Source organism: Citrobacter sp. wls718 (assembly GCF_005280945.1).
GTDB classification, from domain to species: domain Bacteria; phylum Pseudomonadota; class Gammaproteobacteria; order Enterobacterales; family Enterobacteriaceae; genus Citrobacter; species Citrobacter gillenii.
The window spans coordinates 30,052-43,159 of the sequence record NZ_SZWV01000020.1; the positions used below are offsets into that span (position 1 = coordinate 30,052).

Annotated in this window: 14 protein-coding genes; 8 read left to right on the forward strand and 6 right to left on the reverse strand. The window is 52.8% G+C overall.

The features are described 5' to 3' along the window. A partial coding sequence (locus FDW95_RS03675; protein WP_249358905.1) for a beta-L-arabinofuranosidase domain-containing protein occupies positions 1–1,896 on the reverse strand: 1,896 nt, incomplete at its 3' end. 7 nt (positions 1,897–1,903) lie between these two features. Next, positions 1,904–3,307, reverse strand: a complete 1,404-nt coding sequence (locus FDW95_RS03680) for an MFS transporter (protein ID WP_115257898.1) — start codon at positions 3,305–3,307, stop codon at positions 1,904–1,906. Between the two features lie 340 nt (positions 3,308–3,647). On the opposite strand from FDW95_RS03680, the gene FDW95_RS03685 reads away from it, so the two are divergent. The 7 genes from FDW95_RS03685 to hisP all read left to right on the forward strand — a co-directional run bounded on the left by FDW95_RS03685 (position 3,648) and on the right by hisP (position 9,734). After that, on the forward strand, positions 3,648–4,661 hold the full coding sequence (locus FDW95_RS03685; RefSeq protein WP_115257899.1) for a LacI family DNA-binding transcriptional regulator: 1,014 nt from the start codon (positions 3,648–3,650) through the stop codon (positions 4,659–4,661). A gap of 40 nt (positions 4,662–4,701) precedes the next feature. After that, the gene (locus FDW95_RS03690; protein WP_096756350.1) at positions 4,702–5,271 is read left to right on the forward strand and encodes a UbiX family flavin prenyltransferase; all 570 of its coding nucleotides are present in this window, start codon (positions 4,702–4,704) and stop codon (positions 5,269–5,271) included. Between the two features lie 287 nt (positions 5,272–5,558). Beyond that, the gene (gene argT, locus FDW95_RS03695; protein ID WP_096756351.1) at positions 5,559–6,341 is read left to right on the forward strand and encodes a lysine/arginine/ornithine ABC transporter substrate-binding protein ArgT; all 783 of its coding nucleotides are present in this window, start codon (positions 5,559–5,561) and stop codon (positions 6,339–6,341) included. A gap of 246 nt (positions 6,342–6,587) precedes the next feature. Beyond that, a complete protein-coding gene (gene hisJ / locus FDW95_RS03700; RefSeq protein ID WP_096756352.1) occupies positions 6,588–7,370 on the forward strand; it encodes a histidine ABC transporter substrate-binding protein HisJ in 783 nt (260 codons plus the stop codon). 186 nt (positions 7,371–7,556) lie between these two features. Beyond that, complete coding sequence (locus FDW95_RS03705; RefSeq protein WP_096756353.1) at positions 7,557–8,243, forward strand: histidine ABC transporter permease HisQ; 687 nt, start codon at positions 7,557–7,559, stop codon at positions 8,241–8,243. Continuing rightward, the gene (gene hisM / locus FDW95_RS03710; RefSeq protein WP_096756354.1) at positions 8,240–8,953 is read left to right on the forward strand and encodes a histidine ABC transporter permease HisM; all 714 of its coding nucleotides are present in this window, start codon (positions 8,240–8,242) and stop codon (positions 8,951–8,953) included. Before FDW95_RS03705 ends, hisM begins: the two co-directional genes overlap by 4 nt. A gap of 7 nt (positions 8,954–8,960) precedes the next feature. Beyond that, the gene (hisP, locus tag FDW95_RS03715; RefSeq protein WP_096756355.1) at positions 8,961–9,734 is read left to right on the forward strand and encodes a histidine ABC transporter ATP-binding protein HisP; all 774 of its coding nucleotides are present in this window, start codon (positions 8,961–8,963) and stop codon (positions 9,732–9,734) included. 31 nt (positions 9,735–9,765) lie between these two features. Here the strand turns inward: hisP and FDW95_RS03720 are convergent, their stop codons facing one another. The 4 genes from FDW95_RS03720 to yfcG form a co-directional block, all read right to left on the reverse strand. Next, positions 9,766–10,284 carry a GNAT family N-acetyltransferase gene (locus FDW95_RS03720; RefSeq protein WP_115257900.1) on the reverse strand — a complete coding sequence of 173 codons (519 nt, stop codon included), beginning with the start codon at positions 10,282–10,284 and terminating at the stop codon, positions 9,766–9,768. Between the two features lie 70 nt (positions 10,285–10,354). Next, a complete protein-coding gene (locus FDW95_RS03725) occupies positions 10,355–11,248 on the reverse strand; it encodes a TIGR01777 family oxidoreductase (RefSeq protein ID WP_096756357.1) in 894 nt (297 codons plus the stop codon). 19 nt (positions 11,249–11,267) lie between these two features. After that, positions 11,268–11,630 (reverse strand): dihydroneopterin triphosphate 2'-epimerase, encoded by a 363-nt coding sequence (folX, locus tag FDW95_RS03730; protein WP_096756358.1) that lies wholly within the window; start codon positions 11,628–11,630, stop codon positions 11,268–11,270. A 54-nt stretch (positions 11,631–11,684) separates the two neighbouring features. Then, entirely contained in the window at positions 11,685–12,320 is a 636-nt protein-coding gene (yfcG, locus tag FDW95_RS03735; protein ID WP_115259916.1) for a GSH-dependent disulfide bond oxidoreductase, read from the reverse strand. Between the two features lie 134 nt (positions 12,321–12,454). Here yfcG and yfcF point away from each other — a divergent pair, with 134 nt between their 5' ends. Next, a complete protein-coding gene (yfcF, locus tag FDW95_RS03740; protein WP_115257901.1) occupies positions 12,455–13,099 on the forward strand; it encodes a glutathione transferase in 645 nt (214 codons plus the stop codon). Positions 13,100–13,108 lie beyond the last annotated feature (9 nt).

A 13,108-nucleotide genomic window follows, 5' to 3' on the forward strand; every position in this document is an offset into this window, starting at 1 on the left:
TAAGGTCTGCTTTTCGACCGTTGTCTGACGGTTATCAAAGCTGTACAGCGGCTTGTCACTCTCAGCGGTCAACACGCGCAGCCCTTCAGCTTGCAGCAACACTTTGCCCTTCAGCACTCCGACGCCCTGAATTTCACGCAGCTCGCTTGCTTTTGGCAGCGACAGGTTATGCAACTCAGCGCCGTTATCCGCCTGTTCCAGACAGTACACCAGCGGCCCGCGCTGAATAGCGACCTTGCCCGCAGCGTGGCGCACCAGTGGGTTAGCGTAAACGCGACGGACCGTCATCGGCAGGTTCAGGGTAATGATGTCACCTTGCTGCCACTGACGGCGCAGATGCAGATAGCCCTTAATCACTCTGCCTTGTGCCGTTTCTCCGTTGACCTGCACGTGCGGTGTTTCGCACCACGCCGGTAGACGTAGCGCGACGGTATGTTCAACGGTCTTTGGCTGGCTAAAGTGAATAGTGACCCGCTCATCCCATGGATAGTTACCGCTAATGTTCAGCGCCAGGGTCTGGTCTTTTACGCTGAACTGCGCTCCGCTCCCGGCGTAGAAGTTGATAAACAGCACGTCCGGTCGCGGGGTGAAAATATAGTGACCAATGGCGACCAGCGTGCGGGCGATATTCGGTGGGCAGCAGGCGCAGCCGAACCAGCGCTGGCGCACCGGCTTAATGTGATCGTAAATATGGTTATGTGGAATACTTTTCGGGTACGTCTCCAGCGGATTGACGTAGAAGAAGTGCTTCCCGTCCAGCGCCATTCCACCCAACACCGTATTGTAAAACGCACGCTCCATGACGTCGGCGTAGTGCGCATCACCTTCCATTTCCAGCATGCGGCGGGCGAACATCATCAGGCCGATGGAGGCGCAGCTTTCGCCGTAAGCGGTGTCGTTCGGTAAATCGTAGTCGCTGGTAAAGGCCTCGCCGATGCCCTGCGAGCCGATACCGCCGGTGATGTACATCCGCCGCTGCACCATATTGTTCCAGATGCGCAGGCAGGTTTGGCGCTTCTCTTCATCCTGGGTGATACGGGCAATGTGCGCCAGTCCGGTCATCAGATACACCGACCGCACTGCATGACCGACCGCTTCATGCTGTTCAGCGAGCGGTTTGTGCGCATGGGTGTATGTTTTGTCTTTGATCATTCCCGGCCAGGCGTCGCCCCAACCAACCCAGTGTCGGGTACCGCCGCGTTTTTCGAACTCAATATCGTAATAGTAGGGTTGTTTGCCACGTTCCTCGACGAAATAGCAGGCCAGCGCCTGGTAGCGCGGTTCCTGAGTGACTTCATACAGACGCATCAACGCCAGCTCGATTTCCGGGTGCCCAGGATAGCCGCGCAGTTGGCCTTCTTTGGGACCAAACACCGTGTCGATGTGATCGGCAAAGCGACAAGCGATGTTCAGCAGTCGACGTTTTCCGGTGGCGTTGAAGAAGGCGACTGCCGCTTCAAACAGGTGTCCGGCGCAGTAGAGCTCGTGGCATTCGGCGACGTTGGTCCAGCGCAGTCCTGGCTCCTTTACGGTATACCAGGTGTTGAGATAGCCGTCGTCACACTGCGCCTGAGCCAGCAGCTCAATCACCTCGTCGGCAGTTTTTTCAAGCACTGCATCTGGCTTCTGGCACAGCGACCAGGCTACGGCTTCCAGCCATTTGGTGACATCGCTGTCCTGGAAGACCATGCCGTAAAACTCGCCGTGTTCCAGACCGGCGGCGATGCGGTAGTTAGCCAGCGCGTGGCTGGGTTCTGCCTCGGGAATCGTGTCGTTCAGTGCTTCCCATTGGTACGGGATCACTACGTCGCGAATCAAGCGTTGGTATTCACCCAGAAATGGATCGGTGATGGTGATTCGGTTGAGATCGGCTTCAATCACAGCAGACTGCATCATGTATACCTCAGGAAATGTGTGAATGTCGTTGGTGAAGATCGGTTGAAATACGCTGCATCATCGGGCCATTGAGGCGGCATTTGAGCAGGCACAGCGCCAGTGCGAGGTGGAAAATGGCCGGCACAATGCTTTGCAATAGGGTGATGCCCTGAAGAGAGGCTGCGGTCTGATTTTCAAGACCTGGCTGGTAGGCCACCATGATCAGCAGAATACTGATAATGCCGCCGGAAGATGCCCACGAGAGCTTGATGAAAAACAGATTAAAAGCGAAGTTCATCCCGGATGAGCGCACGCCGTTTTTCCATTCGCCGTAGTCGTCGGCGAAGGCCATGATTGAGAAGTGCAGGGGGAGGGTGAAGCCGAGGATCACGCCGTTTAGTGCAATGCAGCCCAGCCACAGCATGCGGTAATCAGCTCCGGTTGGCAGGAACCACATCGCAATGCCAAATACCACCAGAATCAGGTTGGTGCAGATATACAAGCGCACCATATCGAAACGCCGCGAGAGGGGATTAACGATGATCGCGCCTAAAATGCCCGCCACTGTCAGTACACCGAAAAACAGCGACATAAACCCGGCGCTGCCCTGCAGAACATACGAAATAAAGTACATGTAGCCGCCGCCGCGAATACACAGGATATTCACCAGCAGGAAGGACATCACCAGCATCATCAGTAACTGATCGTTTTTACGCAGCCCGGCCAGATGCTCACGCAGGGTAAATTTGCCGACCAGCGACAGCGGTACGCGTTCTTTCACCCACAAGAAGCACAGTAAAAACATCACCATGCCCACGCAGCACAGTACGGTGACGCCATATTGATAACCTTTGGCCAGATTGCCCTGACCAAAGAATTCCACCATCCACGGCAGACCGACCGCAACCAGAAAGCCGGCAATACCGCTTAATACAAAACGCCAGGACTGACACGACATCACCTGATCGTGGCGGTTCGTGACGGCGTTTATCAGCGCACAGTAGGGCACATTGTTGGCGGTATAGCCCAGGGAAAGCAGGAAGTAGGTACCGAATGCCCAGGCGATTTTCATGTTGGGGCTGATATCCGGGACGGTAAAGGTCAGGATACCGATAATGCCCAAGGGAACGGCTGTCCATAATTGCCACGGACGAAAGCGCCCCCAGCGACTGCGGGTTCGGTCGGCAACCACGCCCATCACAGGGTCAGAGACGGCGTCGAATATGCGTAGAACAAAAAACATTGCCCCGACGATGGCCGGGCTAAGCCCGAACACGTCGGTGTAGAAAAAAAGTAAAAAGCCGCTTATTAAATCTGAGATGCAGTGTCCACCAGCATCGCCTAATCCATAGCCTATCTTTTCGCGGGTTGAGAGCGTTTCTCCCGCATCAACGGTTTGTGCATCAGAATCCAGGTTATCAGCAATTGTCATAACCAATCCTCGAACAAGGGGGGATGATTTAAAAAGTCATTACGGCTTATCTCTGACAGTTTTTACTAAAGATGTAACGGTTCTGAGCATAGGGCTGTACGGGTATTTCGGTATATGACGGTTTTCTTTCTCTGTGAAAATGATCCTGGTTTTTACTAGAAATAATTATTTTATAGTGATCGGTGTCACGATGTTGGCGGTGGGAGGCGCCATTAGTGGTTCTGTTAGTTATTCTGTAGGGAAATGAGGGAGAGTTAATCATTGGCGCGTTAGTGGTATTCTTAGCGCTTAAGGAACCCGACATCGACTTAACCACGCGTGACAGGTAAAAACGAACGGAATGGCAAACAAGACCCGAATCAAAGATATTGCAATGGCGTGCGGTGTGTCGATTGCCGCCGTGTCCCGGGCCCTGAAAGGGCAGCCAGGACTGAGCGAAGAGACCCGACAGCGGATACTGGCGATTGCCGAGTCTGAAGGTTACGATTTCGGTCGTTTGCGCAGTGGCCGCATTAAGCGGCTGCTGTTTCTGCTGCACCGCGAGCACAATATAGCCAGTGCATTGCCGTTCTATTCCAGCGTGATGCTTGGGGTGGCTGACGCCTGCCGGGAAAACGATATTGCGATGAGTTTCTTGCCGATTGGCCCGGAAGATTCGCTGGCTGAACTCATTAATTTGCATCAGCCTGACGCGCTGATTGCCGCAGGGTATCTGGAAACGGAAACTCTGGTCGAGCTGCGTAAACTGGCACTGCCGGTCACGCTGGTGGATCTGTGGGCAGCGGATTTTCCCTGCGTCAATCCGGATAACTTTCATGGGGGCTTCATTGCGACACGGCATCTGCTTGAACAAGGGCGCAAACGCATTGCGTTTCTCGGCCATTCGCAACGCCATTACAGTATCCGCCAGCGCGTAGAAGGATATCAGCAGGCGTTATTTGACGCCGGGCTGTCTTTACCCGCGGAATATCGTGTTGAAGCACCGCCGGTCAAAGATATTGAACAGGCGCTGGTCGAGGGCATGGACAAACTGTTAGCTCTGCCGCAGCCGCCGGATGCTATCTTTGCCTATAACGATATTGCCGCGCTGGTGGCGATGCGCGTCTGCGCGCGTAAGGGGCTCAACGTGCCGCAAGATATCGCGATTGTTGGCTTTGATGACATCGATGCCGCTGCCTGGGCGCATCCGGCGTTAACCACTGTGGCGGTAGATAAGCGCGAGCTTGGGCGAGATGCGTTTCGTTTACTGCTCAGCGAGCAACATGAGCGAAATTTACTGCTGCCGGTGCGGCTGGTGATCCGCGAAAGCTCGCTGAGTGCGACTGCACATTCACAGTTGCACCCTACGCGGTAATCCGGCACAGTCACGCCATGAAGAACAAAGGGCTCTCACAGTGAAACGACTCATCATTGGTATTTCTGGCGCCAGCGGTGCAATTTATGGCGTGCGGCTGTTACAGGTTTTGCGTGACGTTGCTGATGTGGAAACCCATCTGGTAATGAGTGCGGCGGCACGTCAGACCCTGGCGCTGGAAACCGATCTGTCCGTACGTGAGGTGCAGGCATTAGCCAATGTGAATCACGACGCGCGTGATATCGCCGCCAGTATTTCATCTGGTTCATTCCAGACGGCGGGGATGGTCATTCTGCCTTGTTCCATTAAAACACTCTCCGGTATCGTCCACAGTTATACCGATGGGCTGTTGACCCGCGCCGCTGACGTGGTGCTGAAAGAGCGTCGTCCACTGGTGCTGTGCGTACGTGAGACACCGCTACATCTGGGGCATCTGCGATTGATGACCCAGGCGGCGGAAATAGGCGCGGTAATTATGCCGCCGGTTCCGGCGTTTTATCATCGTCCCCAGACACTTGATGATGTGATTAATCAAACGGTTAACCGTGTACTCGACCAGTTCGACATTGCTCTCCCACACGATCTGTTTACCCGCTGGCAGGGGGCATAAGCCGCTCCGCCAGCGTGCATATCTGCATTCCTTGCCCTGTTTCAGGGCAATTTTGTAACCGCGATCATATCCTCAACATTTAATTCGTTAAAACGTAACGAAACGCTGCGGTTCAACCGTCATACCTGCTATCTTCAAAATCAGGACAATATTGCAACGTTTTATTAACATATTTAACGTCGAATATCCTCATCGACGCGAAAATGGCATAAGACCTGCATGAAAAAGTCTGCAAACACACAACACAACGTAAAACATAATAAAATTTCGCCACTTGAGGGTTATGTATGAAGAAGACGGTACTTGCTTTGTCATTGCTGGTAGGACTTTCCGCCACCGCGGCCAGCTACGCAGCGCTTCCGCAGACAGTTCGTATTGGTACAGATACCACCTACGCCCCTTTTTCCTCTAAAGATGCCAAAGGGGATTTTGTCGGGTTTGATATCGATCTCGGCAATGAGATGTGTAAGCGTATGCAGATCAAATGTACCTGGGTTGCCAGTGACTTTGATGCGCTGATCCCCTCTCTGAAAGCGAAGAAAATTGATGCCATTATCTCCTCTCTGTCTATTACCGAAAAGCGCCAGCAAGAAATCGCGTTCTCAGACAAACTTTACGCCGCAGACTCACGTCTGATTGCTGCGAAGGGTTCCCCGATCCAACCGACCCTTGATTCGCTGAAGGGAAAACATGTTGGCGTACTGCAAGGCTCAACCCAAGAAGCCTATGCTAACGATACCTGGCGCAGCAAAGGCGTGGATGTGGTGGCCTATGCGAACCAGGATCTTATCTATTCTGACCTGACGGCAGGACGTCTGGATGCCGCGTTGCAGGATGAAGTTGCGGCTAGCGAAGGATTCCTGAAACAGCCTGCGGGCAAGGACTACGATTTTGCGGGTCCTTCGGTAAAAGACAAAAAGTACTTTGGTGACGGAACCGGGATTGGCTTACGCAAAGATGACGCAGAGCTGAAAGCGGCCTTTAATAAAGCGCTCGGCGAACTGCGTCAGGATGGGACTTACGACAAAATGGCGAAAAAGTACTTTGCCTTTAATGTCTACGGCGACTAATACGCCAATACGGGAAGCGATTGCACCGTAACGGGGAACGATTACGGTGCATGATAGTTACAGTGCACTATTTTGGTGCTTTTATCGCTGACATAATGAGCATGAATGCATACTTAAGCGCTTTTCATGCAAAAAAATACCGCCAACAGGGCAGAATGCTTTGCCATGTTGGCCTGATTAATGGCACGATAACTGCACCTGGTCCTGTAAAGATCCCCTATAAAAGACAGTCTGTTGAGGATAGTTATGAAAAAACTGGTGTTGTCTCTTTCTCTGGTTCTGGCGTTCTCCAGTGCTACCGCAGCATTTGCCGCTATTCCGCAAAAAGTGCGGATCGGTACCGACCCCACTTATGCCCCGTTTGAATCGAAAAATTCGCAGGGTGAATTAGTCGGTTTTGACATCGATCTGGCAAAAGAACTGTGCAAGCGTATTAATACACAATGTACCTTCGTTGAAAACCCGCTGGATGCGCTGATCCCTTCGTTAAAAGCGAAGAAAATTGATGCCATCATGTCGTCACTTTCGATCACTGAAAAACGTCAGCAGGAAATCGCCTTTACCGACAAGCTTTATGCAGCAGACTCTCGTCTGGTGGTTGCGAAAGATTCGGCTATCCAGCCGACCATTGAATCGCTGAAAGGCAAGCGTGTCGGTGTACTGCAGGGCACGACTCAGGAAACGTTTGGCAATGAACACTGGGCGCCGAAAGGTATTGAAATTGTCTCCTATCAGGGGCAGGACAATATCTACTCTGACCTGACGGCCGGGCGTATTGACGCCGCGTTCCAGGATGAAGTTGCGGCCAGCGAAGGTTTCCTGAAGCAGCCGGTAGGCAAAGATTACAAATTCGGCGGCCCGTCTGTGAAAGACGAGAAATTGTTCGGAGTGGGTACCGGTATGGGGCTGCGCAAAGAGGATAACGAACTGCGCGAAGCACTGAATAAAGCGTTTGCAGAAATGCGCGCTGACGGAACTTACGAGAAGCTGGCGAAAAAGTACTTTGATTTTGATGTTTATGGCGGTTAATCACCGCTGGTGCTGATAAAGCCCGTAGATTTTTGACGTGTTGAATTTATGCCTGATGGCGCTGCGCTTATCAGGCCTACAGCGATTTTGTAGGCCGGATAAGGCAACGCCGCCATCCGGCATTTAACAGTTTGTCTGAAATCAAAAGAGGCTTCTTACTTCACCACACACGACAGGACAGGCAGCATGTTGTATGGCTTTTCAGGTGTTATTTTACAGGGCGCAATCGTGACGCTTGAGCTTGCTCTTAGCTCGGTGGTTCTGGCGGTTCTGATAGGCCTTGTCGGCGCGGGCGCAAAGCTGTCGCAAAGCCGGGCAATGGCGCTGATTTTCGAAGGGTACACGACGTTGATCCGTGGGGTACCCGATCTCGTCTTGATGTTGCTCATTTTCTACGGATTACAAATCGCACTGAACACGGTCACTGACGCGGTTGGTATCAGCCAGATTGATATTGATCCGATGGTGGCGGGGATTATCACGCTCGGTTTTATCTACGGGGCCTATTTTACTGAAACGTTCCGTGGCGCGTTTATGGCGGTTCCAAGAGGCCATATTGAAGCGGCGACGGCGTTTGGGTTTACCTCTTCGCAGATTTTTCGCCGGATTATGTTCCCGGCGATGATGCGCTACGCGCTGCCGGGGATTGGCAATAACTGGCAGGTCATTTTGAAGGCGACGGCGCTGGTTTCGCTGCTCGGACTGGAAGACGTAGTGAAAGCGACGCAGCTTGCCGGGAAGAGTACCTGGGAGCCATTCTATTTTGCCGTCGTGTGCGGGCTTATCTATCTGGTGTTTACCACCGTGTCTAATGGTGTGCTGCTGTACCTTGAGCGCCGCTACTCTGTGGGTGTGAAGAGGGCTGACCTGTGATTGAGATTATTCAGGAGTACTGGAAATCCCTGCTGTGGACCGACGGCTATCGCTTTACCGGCGTAGCGATCACCCTGTGGTTGCTGATTTCATCCGTAGTGATGGGCGGCATTCTGGCGCTGTTTTTGGCGATTGGTCGCGTATCCAGCAATAAGTTTATCCAGTTCCCCATTTGGCTATTTACCTATATTTTCCGTGGCACGCCGCTTTACGTTCAGCTACTGGTGTTTTATTCCGGGATGTACACGCTGGAAATTGTCAAAGGGACGGACCTTCTCAACGCGTTTTTCCGCAGCGGGCTGAATTGCACCGTGCTGGCATTAACGCTGAATACCTGCGCCTATACCACCGAGATCTTTGCCGGGGCGATTCGTTCGGTGCCTCATGGTGAGATTGAAGCCGCGCGCGCTTACGGTTTTTCTTCATTCAAGATGTATCGCTGCATTATTTTGCCCTCCGCATTGCGTATTGCGCTGCCTGCGTACAGCAATGAGGTTATTTTAATGCTGCACTCAACGGCGCTGGCCTTTACTGCCACGGTACCGGATTTGTTGAAAATTGCCCGCGATATCAACTCGGCGACCTACCAGCCGTTTACCGCCTTCGGTATTGCCGCCGTGCTGTATTTGATGATTTCGTATGTCCTGATCAGTCTGTTCCGTAAAGCGGAAAAACGCTGGTTGCAGCATGTAAAACCTTCGACGCACTGAGAACATGATGTCTGAGAATAAATTAAACGTTATCGATTTACACAAACACTACGGCGAACATGAAGTGCTGAAAGGGGTATCGCTGCAGGCCAATGCGGGTGATGTGATCAGTATTATCGGCTCGTCAGGCTCTGGCAAAAGTACGTTCCTGCGCTGTATTAACTTTCTTGAAAAACCGAGCGCCGGGTCGATTGTGGTCAGCGGTCAGAACATTGGCCTGGTCCGTGACAAAGACGGTCAGCTCAAGGTGGCGGACAAAAATCAGCTGCGCCTGCTGCGTACGCGCCTGACCATGGTCTTTCAACACTTTAACCTGTGGAGCCACATGACGGTGCTGGAAAACGTCATGGAAGCGCCGATTCAGGTATTAGGGCTGAACAAGCAGGAAGCCCGCGAGCGTGCGGTGAAATATCTGGCTAAAGTGGGTATTGATGAACGCGCTCAGGGTAAGTATCCGGTGCACCTGTCCGGTGGTCAGCAGCAGCGTGTCTCCATTGCGCGCGCGCTGGCTATGGAGCCGGAGGTTCTGCTGTTTGATGAACCGACGTCAGCGCTTGACCCAGAGCTGGTGGGGGAAGTATTGCGTATCATGCAACAGCTGGCCGAAGAGGGGAAAACCATGGTGGTCGTCACCCACGAAATGGGGTTTGCCCGTCATGTCTCCACGCACGTGATTTTCCTGCATCAGGGGAAAATTGAAGAAGAAGGTGATCCGGAGCAGGTCTTCGGTAATCCGCAAAGTCCACGTTTACAGCAGTTCCTTAAAGGATCGCTGAAATAAGCGCTTGATTGCCCGGTGGCGCTTTTGTTGCTTACCGGGCCTTCGGCTTCCCGCACTCCAGACGATAACCCCAGTCGTCATAATGCACACCATTCACTTCATAGGCTTGCTCGAGCACCTGTGTGCGCACAAAACCGGTCTTTTCCAGTATGCGTATCGAGCCTTTGTTGTCCGCCAGCACCCACGCGTTTATCGCCATTACGCCAGCGTGTTCAAAGGCATAGTCGCACACCGCGCGTACCGCTTCACTGGCAATCCCTTTTCCCTGAGCGCGTGAAATAATGCAATAGCCAATATCAGCCTCTTGCGGAAAGTGATGACTAATCTGCAAACCAATATCACCGAGCGGAGTCGTGTCATGATGTTGGCGGATGACAAACGTATGGGGTGCATTAAGGCGCCGGGCGAACAGCAGGCGTGTTTCTTTTATCGGGGAGATAGTGCCCATAAAGCGCATGATGTCCGGGTTTTCGCGTAGTCGCAGGAAAAACGGCCAGTCAGTCGGTTGAAACGGGGAGAGGATAAGTCGCGGGGTGGTAATTATCGCCATAAATTCGCCATTACAGAAGTCAGGCTTATAACCTTACCACCGTAATGGCGACAGTGAACAGTCTTCGCGCTTATCGAATGACGTCGGCCAGTGCTTCCTCTAAATCATACCAGCGAAACGCAAAACCAGACGCTTCCAGCCGCTTAGGTAATGCGCGCTGACCGCCGAGAACCAGCACCGAGGATTCCCCCATCAGCAAGCGCATTGCGGTTGCGGGAACGCGTAAGACAGCAGGGCGATTCAGCGCATGGCCCAGCGCATGGGCAAATTGCTCATTACGCACCGGGTACGGCGAGACCATATTGAATGGGCCACGCAAATCGTTATCCAGCAGCCAGATGATCGCATTGACCATATCATCAATATGGATCCAGGCCAGATACTGACGTCCGTTACCGATGGGGCCGCCCAGACCAAGGCGAAACGGCGGAACCATTTTTCCGAGGATACCGCCCGCAGGTGCCAGTACGACACCGGTACGCAGCAGGCATACGCGCGTGTTATCGCTTTGCGCGCCGCAGGCAATTTGCTCCCACCGGGCGCAGAGCTTATGGGTAAATTCATTGTGCGGCGGTTCTTCTTCCGTGACGACGACTTCACCTAAGTCACCGTAGTATCCGGCAGCCGAACCTGAGATCAACGCCGTCGGTGGCGTATCGCTGGCGTTGATTAAATCGACCAGTTTCTGGGTGATACCCCAGCGACTTTGGCACAAACGCTCCTTTTGCTCAGCCGTCCAGCGCTTATCGGCGATGGGCTCTCCGGCAAGGTTAACAATCGCGTCGATCCCATTGAGGTTGGGCCTGTCCTCCAGCCCTTTCCACAGCGTAACCCGGGAGTCCAGAATCTGACGGGCCTTATCAGGGGTACGTGTTACAACGCTTATCTGATGCCCCAATTCCAGCAAGCGGGGGATCAGATGGCGTCCAATCAGGCCAGTACCACCGGTAATCAGAATCTGCATGTTGCCTCCCGGATAACGATTAGCGCTGCCAGCTCAGCGTCATGGACACGGAGTCGGCGTAACGCAATGCGTGAAGTTTATCGATCTCTACTTCAGCATAAGTGACCCAGTGATGTTCGCGTGCGATATCGAGCACATCTTGGGTTAATTTTTCTAACAATGAGAAGCGGTTACTCTCTACGTGCGAAATAATGCTCTTGGTAATGGTGCGATAATTCAACGCATCGTTGATATCTTCGCTGGCGCGGGCTTTGTCTGCCGGGTAGTGGATGGCGATGTTAATGACGATATCCTGACGGTTCAGGATCTCCTCTTCTTTGATGCCAATAAACGTGCGCAGACGAAGGTTTTTTATACGAATAATTGCGTCAGGTTGTGACATTGCAGGTTTCCTCCATGTATGAACCTCTTAATGATACACGAGAATCGAATCGCGTTACCGGTTCTCACTCGGCGCGTGCTGCAGCGCACGTTCCGTGGCGGGACGGGTACGAATGCGTTCGTACCAGTTATTAACCGCCGGATAGGTATCGAGGTCGATACGCTGACGCTGATGAGCATGAATCCACGGCCAGCAAGCAATATCCGCAATGCTGTAGTGATCGCCACCTAACCAGGGGGACATTTCCAGACGTTTGTTCATCACGTTGTACAGACGCTGAGTTTCAACCTGATAGCGCTCAATGGCGTAAGGGATGGTTTGGGGGGCAAAATGATTAAAATGATGATTCTGGCCCAACATGGGACCCAGACCGCTCACCTGCCAGAACAGCCACTGCAACGTGGTGTGGCGTTCGCGTAATTCACCGCTGAGCAGCTTGCCGCTCTTCTCCGCCAGATACAGCAAAATTTCACCCGATTCAAACAGGCTGAGCGGCTTACCGCCGTCCTCCGGGGCGTTATCGATAATGGCCGGGATTTTATTGTTCGGCGAGATCTGCAGAAAATCCGGATGAAATTGATTCCCTTTGCTGATATCGACAGGAATCAGACGGTATTTCAACTGCGCCTCTTCGAGAAACAGCGTGATTTTGTGACCGTTGGGCGTTGGTGTGTAGTAGAGGTCGATCATTTTCAGCGTCCGTTGAGTGATGAACCGGGTCATGACAAGTATAGAGCCTGTTGGCGTGCGTGAGTTTTCATCAAGTGACAGGGTGAGAAAGACTCTATATTTTGAAAGCTAGCCAATCCAATCCCGAGGTCATTATGAGCAAACCTGCAATTACGCTGTGGTCAGATGCCAACTTTTTCTCCCCCTATGTGTTGTCTGTTTACGTTGCGCTACAGGAGAAAGGGCTGCCTTTTACGCTGAAAACCGTTGATCTCAGTGCGGGCGAGCATTTACAACCCGCCTGGCAAGGATATGCGCTGACGCGTCGCGTCCCGGTTCTTGAGATTGACGGTTTTGAATTGAGCGAATCATCGGCGATTGCCGAGTTCCTGGAAGAGACCTTCTCGCCGCCGCAGTGGGAACGCATCTATCCACATGATGTGCAAAAACGCGCGCGTGCCCGCCAGGTTCAGGCGTGGATCCGCAGCGATCTGATGCCTATTCGTGAAGAACGTTCCACGGACGTTGTGTTTGCCGGGGTGAAGAAAGCGCCGTTGAGTGAAGCGGGTAAAGCCAGCGCAGAAAAATTGTTCGCCACGGCGGGAAGTTTGCTTGCTCATGGGAAACAAAATTTATTTGGCGAATGGTGTATCGCAGATTGTGATTTAGCGCTAATGCTTAATCGTCTGGTGCTAAACGGAGATGACGTTCCACAGGCGTTAGCAGACTACGCCACCTTCCAGTGGCAGCGGGCTTCGGTACAACGTTTTATCGCGCTTTCAGCGAAGCGTTCCTGCTGATAATCGAGC

What these genes read in the sequence shown, in the direction of transcription:
- folX (WP_096756358.1), bottom strand. Translation starts at nt 11,630, where the DNA reads ATGTCACAACCTGACGCAATTATTCGTATAAAAAACCTTCGTCTGCGC.
- yfcG (WP_115259916.1), bottom strand. Translation starts at nt 12,320, where the DNA reads ATGATCGACCTCTACTACACACCAACGCCCAACGGTCACAAAATCACG.
- FDW95_RS03705 (WP_096756353.1), top strand. Translation starts at nt 7,557, where the DNA reads ATGTTGTATGGCTTTTCAGGTGTTATTTTACAGGGCGCAATCGTGACG.
- FDW95_RS03725 (WP_096756357.1), bottom strand. Translation starts at nt 11,248, where the DNA reads ATGCAGATTCTGATTACCGGTGGTACTGGCCTGATTGGACGCCATCTG.
- FDW95_RS03720 (WP_115257900.1), bottom strand. Translation starts at nt 10,284, where the DNA reads ATGGCGATAATTACCACCCCGCGACTTATCCTCTCCCCGTTTCAACCG.
- hisP (WP_096756355.1), top strand. Translation starts at nt 8,961, where the DNA reads ATGTCTGAGAATAAATTAAACGTTATCGATTTACACAAACACTACGGC.
- argT (WP_096756351.1), top strand. Translation starts at nt 5,559, where the DNA reads ATGAAGAAGACGGTACTTGCTTTGTCATTGCTGGTAGGACTTTCCGCC.
- FDW95_RS03680 (WP_115257898.1), bottom strand. Translation starts at nt 3,307, where the DNA reads ATGACAATTGCTGATAACCTGGATTCTGATGCACAAACCGTTGATGCG.
- FDW95_RS03685 (WP_115257899.1), top strand. Translation starts at nt 3,648, where the DNA reads ATGGCAAACAAGACCCGAATCAAAGATATTGCAATGGCGTGCGGTGTG.
- yfcF (WP_115257901.1), top strand. Translation starts at nt 12,455, where the DNA reads ATGAGCAAACCTGCAATTACGCTGTGGTCAGATGCCAACTTTTTCTCC.
- hisJ (WP_096756352.1), top strand. Translation starts at nt 6,588, where the DNA reads ATGAAAAAACTGGTGTTGTCTCTTTCTCTGGTTCTGGCGTTCTCCAGT.